This window comes from Streptomyces aculeolatus, assembly GCF_020400605.1.
In the GTDB taxonomy this organism is placed as follows: domain Bacteria; phylum Actinomycetota; class Actinomycetes; order Streptomycetales; family Streptomycetaceae; genus Streptomyces; species Streptomyces aculeolatus.
The window spans coordinates 26,300-35,846 of record NZ_JAINRD010000042.1; the positions used below are offsets into that span (position 1 = coordinate 26,300).

5 protein-coding genes and 2 pseudogenes are annotated in these 9,547 nt (G+C 70.4%); 5 read left to right on the forward strand and 2 right to left on the reverse strand.

Going from position 1 to position 9,547, the window contains the following annotated elements; translation table 11 throughout:
- Positions 1-2: 2 nt before the first annotated feature.
- The 4 genes and pseudogenes from LG396_RS37815 to LG396_RS37830 all read left to right on the forward strand — a co-directional run bounded on the left by LG396_RS37815 (position 3) and on the right by LG396_RS37830 (position 6,707).
- Positions 3-1,172, forward strand: coding sequence for a hydroxymethylglutaryl-CoA synthase (locus LG396_RS37815; RefSeq protein WP_018840867.1), 1,170 nt, complete (start codon positions 3-5; stop codon positions 1,170-1,172).
- Positions 1,173-2,185: 1,013 nt separating this feature from the next.
- Complete coding sequence (locus LG396_RS37820) at positions 2,186-3,217, forward strand: 3-oxoacyl-ACP synthase III family protein (protein ID WP_225798171.1); 1,032 nt, start codon at positions 2,186-2,188, stop codon at positions 3,215-3,217.
- Positions 3,218-3,507: 290 nt separating this feature from the next.
- Positions 3,508-3,801, forward strand: a pseudogene (locus LG396_RS37825) (IS110 family transposase); the annotation flags it as partial.
- A 404-nt stretch (positions 3,802-4,205) separates the two neighbouring features.
- Positions 4,206-6,707, forward strand: a complete 2,502-nt coding sequence (locus LG396_RS37830; protein WP_225798172.1) for an Hsp70 family protein — start codon at positions 4,206-4,208, stop codon at positions 6,705-6,707.
- Positions 6,708-6,892: 185 nt separating this feature from the next.
- On the opposite strand, the pseudogene LG396_RS37835 reads toward LG396_RS37830, so the two are convergent.
- Together LG396_RS37835 and LG396_RS39995 are read right to left on the reverse strand one after the other, a co-directional pair.
- Positions 6,893-7,647 (reverse strand): annotated as a pseudogene (locus LG396_RS37835) (transposase).
- Between the two features lie 345 nt (positions 7,648-7,992).
- Positions 7,993-8,439 carry a DUF6059 family protein gene (locus tag LG396_RS39995; protein ID WP_225798177.1) on the reverse strand — a complete coding sequence of 149 codons (447 nt, stop codon included), beginning with the start codon at positions 8,437-8,439 and terminating at the stop codon, positions 7,993-7,995.
- Between the two features lie 882 nt (positions 8,440-9,321).
- Between LG396_RS39995 and LG396_RS37845 the strand changes: the two genes are divergently transcribed.
- Positions 9,322-9,547: hypothetical protein (locus LG396_RS37845; protein WP_225798173.1), on the forward strand; the 226-nt coding region annotated here is incomplete at its 3' end.

Consider the following 9,547-nt stretch of genomic DNA (forward strand, 5'->3'; position numbering starts at 1 on the left):
ACATGCCCGACCCGCTCGGAATCCACGACCTGTCATTCGCCACCACCGAATACGTCCTCCCCCACACCGCACTCGCCGCACACAACGGCACCGACGTCGCGAAATACCACATAGGCATCGGCCAGGAATCGATGAGCGTCCCCGCCGCCGACGAGGACATCGTCACCATGGCCGCAGCCGCCGCCGCACCCATCATCACCCGCCACGGCAGCAGCCAGATCCGCACCGTCGTCCTGGCCACCGAATCCTCCATCGACCAGGCCAAATCAGCCGGCGTCTGGGTCCACTCCCTCCTCGGCCTGCCCTCAGCCACCCGCGTCGTCGAACTCAAACAAGCCTGCTACGGCGCCACAGCAGCCCTCCAGTTCGCCATCGGCCTCATACGCCGCGACCCCACCCAACACGTCCTCGTCATCGCATCCGACATCTCCAAATACGACGCCGACAGCCCCGGCGAAGCAACCCAAGGCGCCGCAGCAGTAGCCATGCTCGTCAGCACCAACCCCGCACTCGCCACCATCGAAGACCCCTCAGGACTCTTCACCGCCGACGTCATGGACTTCTGGCGCCCCAACTACCGCGACACCGCACTCGTCGACGGACAAGAATCCATCAACGCCTACCTCCAAGCCGTCGAAGGCACCTGGAAGGACTACACAGAACAAGGCGGCCACAAACTCGACGAATTCGCCGCGTTCTGCTACCACCAGCCCTTCACCAAAATGGCGTACAAAGCACACCGCCACCTCCTGAACTACAACGAACGCGACACCGACAAACACACCATCGAACAAGCCCTCGCCCAAACCACCACCTACAACAACGTCGTAGGCAACAGCTACACCGCATCCGTCTACCTCGCCCTGGCCGCACTCCTCGACCAGGCAGACGACCTCACCGGCCGCCCCATCGGCCTGTTCAGCTACGGCTCCGGCAGCGTCGCCGAATTCTTCGCCGCCACCCCCACACCCGGCTACCGCCACCACCTGCGCACCCAGGCGAACCGCGACGCCATCACCCGCCGCACACCCCTCGACTACCCCGCCTACCTCGCCCTCCACGAACACACCCTCCCCACCGACGGCGGCAACCACCACACCCCCACCCAAACCACAGGCCCCTACCGACTCTCCGGCCTCAACAACCACAAACGCATCTACGAAACCCGCTAACCCCCACCCCGCACCCGCACCCGCACCCGGCACACAAGCCCCCGCGGAAGCCGCGGCACACACGGCCCCAGGCCGACACGAAGGCGAGCACACAGACCGGCGCGGAAGCCGCCACAGGCCACCGCAGAGGCCGACCAACGGGCCGGCCCACAACCGGCGCGCAACCGGGCGCACAAGCCGGCCCACAGGCCGGCGCGCAGACCGCAGGCACACAAGGCCGGCCCCACAGACCTACGCGGAACCCGGCACACGAACCGCCGCGGAAGCCGACCCCCCGGGGGGGGCAGGCCCGCAACCGGGCGCACAACCAGGCACACAGACACGGCACGCAGACCACGGCACGCACACGGCCCACAAGGCCGACGCAGACCGCCGCAGCCCGCCCACAGGCCGGGCACGAACGCCGCCACCGCCGCACAAGCCGACCCCCGGGCCGGCCCACAACCCGGCCGCCACACCGGCACCCGGACGCGGCGAGCAACCGGCCCACCAGCCGGGCGTGCAAGCCCCGGCACACAGCCGGCACAGGCCGCAGCACGTGGGCCTCCGGCAGGCCGGGACGTACAGGCAGGCAGGCACAGGCCACCGCGCAGACCGGCCCACAAGCCGGGCACATGCCAACCGCCACACAAGCCGGGGACGTGCCGGCCGGCACACGAGCCGGCGCAGCCCGCGGCACGCACGCTGACACGGGCCGGGACCTGCAGGCAGCCGGCGCAGCCCGAGGCGCGCACACCGGCACAGGCCGGGGATGTGCAGCCGCACAGGCCGCGGCACGCAGGCCGGGCACGCAGGCAGGCGCAGGCCGGGCAGGCGCGAGCCGGCCCGCCTCAGGCGGCCACGCACCACCCCGGGCCCGCTCCGGGCCCCCACCACCGCACCGCGCACGCCGCACAACTCCAGCCGTACAGCTCACGCCGCACCCGCTTATGCCGCACCGCTCTTGCGGTTCCGCTTTATGCCGCGTGCGGCGGGCAGTCCTGCACAACCATCCGAAGGGAGGGCACACACACATGACGCACACCCCGACCACCTATACCGGCGTGCCGGACCGGATCGCCCCCAGCATCGACGTCCGGATCCTGGGAACCGGCGGCTACGTACCCGACCGCATCGTCACCAACGACGAAGTCGGCACCCCCGCCGAAGTCGACGACGAATGGATCACCCGGAAAACCGCGATCCGCGAACGCCGCTGGGCCGCCCCCGGCCAGGCCACCTCCGACCTCGCCACCGAAGCAGCCCACGCCGCCATGCAATCCGCGGGCATCACCCCCGCACAACTCTCCGTCATCGCCGTCGCCACCTCCACCCCCGACCGCCCCCAACCCCCCACAGCCGCCTACGTCCAACGCAACCTCGGCGCCTCCGGCACCGCCGCCTTCGACGTCAACGCCGTCTGCTCCGGCACCGTCTTCGCCCTCTCCGCCGTCGGCAGCGTCATCCTCAGACGAGGCGGCTACGCACTCGTCATCGGCGCCGACACCTACTCCCGCATCCTCAACCCCACCGACCGCAGGACCGTCGTCCTCTTCGGAGACGGCGCCGGCGCCATGGTCCTGGGCACCACACCCCACGGCCCCCTCGTCCGACACGTCGCACTCCACACCTTCGGCGACCTCTCCCACCTCATCGAAGTCCCCGCCGGCGGCAGCCGCACCCCCCTCGACCACAACAACCTCGACACCGGACAGCAATACTTCACCATGAACGGACGCGAAGTACGCCGCTTCGTCGTCGAACAACTCCCCCAACTCATCAAAGAATTCCTCCACGAAGCCGGCGTAGAACCCACCGACATCCACCACATCATCCCCCACCAAGCAAACGGCGTCATGCTCGACTCCATGACCCAGGACCTCGCCATGCCCAACGCCACCATGCACCGCACACTCACCCACTACGGAAACACCGGAGCCGCCTCCATCCCCATCACCCTCGACACCGCCGCCCGCACCGGCGCCTTCCAACCAGGCCAACTCATCCTCCTCGCCGGATTCGGCGGCGGCATGGCCACCAGCTTCGCCCTCATCGAATGGCACTAACCCCCCAACCACCCCCCACAAACCACACCAGCACACACCCAGCCACCACAACAACAGCACCAGAAACAGAAACAGCGCAGCAGCCGAAAACCGGAAACCGGAATGGCAACCACCCCGGGCCATCAAACACCCCGCACCCGCCACACACGCAACCCGACAGACAGCCCCCCGGTCACCGTCTTCGTGGCTCCGCAATGGGGCCCCGGGCCTTCGCATCCGGCATGACTTCCCCCTTCCGGTTGCGGTCGATGATCCGGGGGGTGGTGTCACCGGGTCCGCAGGCATCACCGGCGACCCTCCGCCCCGGCGAGGCCAAGACCGACACGAAGGACGCGTTCATCATCGCGGACGCGGCCCGCGCGATGCCCCCCGCGCTGCGGGCGATCGACGGCGAGGGCAAGACCATCGCCGAGCTGGAGTTGACCGCCGGCTTCGACGACGACCCGGCCGGCAAGGCAACCAGGGCCGCGAACCGGCTGCACGGCCTGTTGACACAGATCCACCCGCCGCCGGAACCGGTGCTGGGCCCGCGGTTGCAGCACCCGGCCGTCCTCACCCTCCTAAAACGGTTCGGGTCACCGGCCCTCTCGGACCCCTGGGCCAGCACCGGGCCCAGACGAGGACCGCAACGCCACGGAGCGCGACCAGGCAAAGCGACCGCGACCCCACCCGTCCGCACGGCGAGGCCCAGCCACTGCCCGAGCCGGGCAAAACACCGCCCGACGGCAGCCACACCCCCTGAACGCCCCGGCACGCACCACGACATCGAAGCCGAGCACACAGGCCCGCGGCGCGACCTCACCCCTCGAGCGACCACCGGCCCCGCCCAGGACTGCAGAATCACCACACGGCCACCACACCGACGCAGGCACCCACCATCACACGGGAACAGCTGTCGGCGTACAAGTGAAGGTGCGCCACTTCGTACGGAGGAACGTGCACCGTTCTCGGTGCGGTGATGGTGTGGGGCCGGGGGCACGTAACCTGCGTGGGGGCGCTGGACGTCGGCGCCGGCGCCGGGGTGGGGAAGGGGGCCGGGGTGGAGCCGCTGAGGGCCGGGGACCCGGAGAAGGTGGGCGGGTTCGAGCTGCGGGGCAGGCTGGGCGCCGGCGGGATGGGCGAGGTGTTCCTGGGCCGGTCGCCGGGTGGGCGGGCGGTGGCGGTGAAGGTGGTGCATCCGCATCTGGCGCGGCAGGGGGAGTTCCGGCGGCGGTTCGCGCGGGAGGTGGCGGCGGCGCGGGCGGTGGGCGGGGCGTTCACGGCTCCGGTGCTGGCCGCGGGGCCGCAGGACGACCTGCCGTGGATCGCAACCGTCTACATTCCGGGGCCAGATCTGGCGGAAGCGGTCGGTGTGGCAGGACCGTTACCCCAGGGCGCGGTGTGGCCGCTGGCGGCGGGGCTCGTGGAGGCGTTGCAGGCCGTTCACGCGGCGGGGGTGCTGCACCGGGATCTGAAACCGTCGAACGTGCTGGTGGCCGCCGACGGGCCGCGGGTGATCGATTTCGGGATCGCGCGGACGCTGGAGGACACCGCACTGACGGCGACCGGTCTGGTGGTGGGAACGGCGGGCTTCATGGCACCCGAGCAGGCCGAGGGCGGCGAAGTCGGCCCGGCCGGCGATGTGTTCGCGCTCGGAGCGGTGATCGCCTTCGCCGCCACGGGGGCCGGGCCCTTCGGGGAGGGTCCGCCGCTGGCGGTCCTCCACCGGGTGGTAAGCGGGCGGCCGCGGCTGGACGGCCTCACGGGACCGCTGCGCGAACTGATCGACGCGTGCCTGGCGAAGGACCCCGGTGAACGGCCCACGCTCACAGCGCTGCTGGAGCGGACCGGCGCGCACCGGGAGCCGGCGGACGACTTCCCCGGCACCTCCCCCTGGCCGGATGCCGTCACCACCCTCATCCAGCGGCACGCCACGCCCTCGACCGCCCCTTACACCGAAGCCGCCGAGGCCACGGCACCGCCGGACAGCGAACCGGACGCGGCGCGTCCGGCCGTCGTCGGTATCGACTTCGGCACGAGAAACTCGGCCGTGGCCGTCCTGGAAGCCGGCAGGGCCCGGCTGATCCCCAACGCCCAGGGCGCGCATACCACTCCCAGCCTGGTGACCCTCACCGCCGAGGGGGACGTCCTCGTCGGCACGCCCGCCGAGCGGCAGACCCTCACCAACCCCGGCCACACCGCACGCGCCGCCAAGCTGGAGCTGGGTACCGACTGGCACATCACGCGAGGCGGCGTCCGGCTGGCCGCCGAGGACGTCGCCGGGCTGATCCTCGCCCGCCTGCGCGAGGACGCCGAGGCCCACCTCGGCCGGCCGCTCACCGCCACGGTGCTGGCGGTGCCCGCCGGCTTCCGTCGCAACCAGCGGGCCGCCCTGCTCCGGGCAGGCGAACAAGCCGGGCTCCCCGTCATGCGGCTGATCAACGAGCCCTCGGCGGTAGCGATGGCCTACGGCCTGCACCGCGACGACTGCACCGTCCTGATCTTCGATCTCGGCGCGGGCACCCTCGATGTCTCCCTCATCGACCTCGGCGACGGCACCGTGCTGACCTGGGCCACCGCCGGCGACAGCCGCCTTGGCGGCGACGACTTCGACCAGCGGATCATCGAGCACCTGACCGACCGCGTACGACTGCGGCACGGCGTGGATCTCACCGGCGACGTCACCGCCGCCCAACGGCTGCGCGAGGCAGCCGAGGCCGCGAAGATCGAACTCTCCGCGGTGCGCACCACGACCCTCCGGCTGCCCTACCTCGCCACCGGACCGGACGGCCCCGTCCACCTCGAAGAGGAACTGACCCGCGAGGAGTTCGAGACACTCACCCGGGATCTCCTGGAACGCTGCCGCACACCCGTCGAACGCGTCCTCGCCGACGCCGACCGCACGCCCGCCGACATCGACCGGGTCGTCCTGGCCGGCGGCGCCGCCCGGATGCCCGCCGTCAGCGACCTGATCCGCCGGCTCACGAACGGCCGTGAACCCTACCGGGACCTGGTACCCGCAGCCGCCGCCAGCGGCGCCGCTCTTCAGGCGGGCATCATGACCGGCGACATGAAAGACATCCTCCTCCTCGATCTCACCCCCCACTCCATCGGCATCGAAACCGACGACGGCAACACGACGAAGCTGATCGAGCGGAACACGACGATCCCCACGAAGCGCTCCGAAATCTTCACCACACACACGGACGACCAGACCACGGTGGTGCTCCACGTCGTAGAAGGCGAGCAGGAGGACCCGGCCCGCGACCGGACCCTCGCAGTCCTCGAACTCACCCTGCCACCCGCTCCCCGCGGCGTGCCGCAGATCGAGGTGACGGCCGACTGCGATCCCAACAACAACGTCCACATCACCGCCAAGGACCTGGGCACAGGCAACAAAACGGCCGCCACCCTCGACCAGACCACGATGGAACGGGCCACCGCGCTCCTCCGCTCCCCCCACTGGGCGGCCCTACGCACTCTCACCCCCGCACCCCACCCGGCTACCTGACCGGGGTGTTCTCCATCCACCCGGGCGGCCAGTGAGCGGCGAACACCGATAAGCGGCCGCCGACCTCTATCGGCCGACGACGAGTTGACCCCCACCCACCCCGTCACCACCCACACACCAAGTCATCGCAGACGAGACCACGGCCACCACGATCCCCGACCCCGCCTCCGCACCACCGAGCGTTTTCAGCGTTGCCTCTCCAGGGTCAGGACGGCTTCGGCGATGACGGTCATGCGGTTCGGACTGCTGCGGGATCTGCGGAAGATCTGCCAGGACTTCAGCCGTGCCATGCCGCGTTCGACCGGTGCCCGGGCTGCGGCCAAGGCCCGGTTGGCGGTGCGCTGGGTCAGGGTGAGTTCGCCGCCCGGTAGGCGTTTGAGTCCGGTGGTGAGCCAAGGGCCGGCGCCCCGGTAGGCGCGATCGGCGAGGATCGGGATGCCCTGGCGTTCGCAGATCCGGATGATGCGGTGACTGCGAGCCGCGGTCAGGCCGTGGATGCAACCCGGCAGCGCGGGCGAGATCCACAGGACCTCACCGGCGGGATCGGTGACGACCCGGACGTTCACACCGTGCCGGCGGCGCTTGGCCGAGCAGTCGGCCAGACTGCCACCGACACGGTCACACTCGGCGAGGGTCCCGTCCAGCAGGACGAACTCCGCATCATGCTCGCGCAGCGCCTTGAGCAGGCCCCGGGGGTGCCCGGCCGGCCAGCAGGCCGGTCACAGCGGTGACATAAGCGTGGAAAGTGCCGACGGATACTCCAAAGCCGGACGCGATCCGGGTGAAGGTGTCGTGGCGGCGCAGATACACCAGAGCGACAAGCGCCCGCCGGTGCCGGGGGGAGCTTGCACCGCCGGTCACCCCCGCGGCTCACGATGAGCACGGCGACCCACTCGACGAGGGCATGCAGGAGGTCGAGCGCGACAGGATAAGGAACCAACAAGGCCCCTGTACCAGGCGGGTTGAGACTTCGAACACCTCCCTCAACGGCACCGGGGGCTTTGTGCGTCGCGGCCCCCACCTCCACCTGGCCGGCATCACCCGATCAGCGGCCACGCTGAAAACACTCACGGCGAAGGCCGCCTCGACCAACGGCAACAACCACCGGCTCAAGAGCCACCTCCAGGCCATCGAACAGAAGACCAACGCAGGCTCACCAACAGCGCACACAACCTCGTACTCGGTGGTGCACCCACACAAGTACGCGGACAACAACAGACACGACCCGCAACAACAACCGGCCCAACAAGCCCCCGACCCACCACACCCCCCCAGAACCCCGCCCTCAGCCGCCCCCAGCACCCTGCTGCCCCGACCGGTACTCCGGCCACACCTCAAGAGCCAGCAACCGCTCCCCCTCGGACAACGGAACATCCCCACACAACCGCTCAGGATGACCAACCGGCGGCCCACCCCACCCACCAACCCCCAAACCACCCGGCGGCACCTCAGACCCAGGCCCCACCAACGCATGGAAATACACCAACGGCCCCGTATACAAAGACCCAAAAGCCACCACAGCCCGCCACAACGCCCCCACCACCCGCCCCACCCCAACCCCCTCCACACCCACGCCCAGCACAACCGACACGAACAACCCCGGACAAAGCACAACCACCAGACCAACCCCGCCACCACACACACAAGCAAGGCACCGCACACCACCCGCCACCACACACAAGCCGCCCGCCCCGCGCGCCTGCGGGAACCGTGCCGAACGCGCTGACCACATCTGCGGCGGGTATTTGGCGGGTTGGTGCCGGGGGATGGTGTTCAGCCGCTGCCACGCCCAGCGCAAACCCGCGCGCCCCAGCAGGAACGAGCCCTACACCACACGGCCAGACCAGCAACGAACCCCGCCACCGAACCACCGAGCAACAACACCCCGCACCGACCGCCAAGCAGAAGCAGCAGACACCAACGGCACGGACACCAGAAACGACACAACCAGCCGAAAACACACAGCCCCGAACCGCATACCGCCCACACACCGAACCCCGCCACACACGGCGCACGCAAGCGGCCAGGAACACCACACCCCGACACCGACGCGCCCCACACCGCACAACCCGCCGGACACCGAACCCCGCCAGACCCACCCGCGCACCCACCACAGACACGACCACCGGAAACGACACCACAGCGAGAACAAACCCCACACCGCACACCCCACACCGCACACCGCACACCGCACACCGGGCACCGGGCACCGGGCACCGGGCACCGGGCAGACAACGAACCCCGCCAGACCCCGCCACACACAGGACCCGCCAGACGCGGCAGACGCGGCCGGCGGGCACCGGACAGACACCGGGAACGCAACACCCCCCGCACGACGGCTCACACGCCCACACAACCCGCCGCACAACCAACCCCGCCACACACACCACACACCGCGGACTCGGCACACGCGGCGGATACCTCGGACACCGCGGACGCCGCGGACTCGGCGCACACGGCAGACGCCGCGAACTCGACGGACCCCTCGGGCTAAGGGCTGTCCCGTCACCCACGGTGAATCAGCCAGCGGCGTCTGGCGCGGTGCATCGCAAGGCGGAGGCTCGACCGCATACCGGGCCGTATTCGGTCGATCCCGACAACGCGGCGAGGTGCCGTGCCAGACGCCGTGAGCCCGCCGTGGGTCACGGGACAGCCCTTCGGCAGACGCCGCGGACTCGGCGCACACGGCAGACGCCGCGAACTCGGCGCACACGGCAGACGCCGCGAACTCGACGGACCCCTCGGACTCGACGGACGCCGCGGGTACCGCGAGGCGGGCACCAGCCCGCCTCCGGCGCACAGCCCACCCCGGGCCGGCACCCCGCAGCTACGCCGCGTAA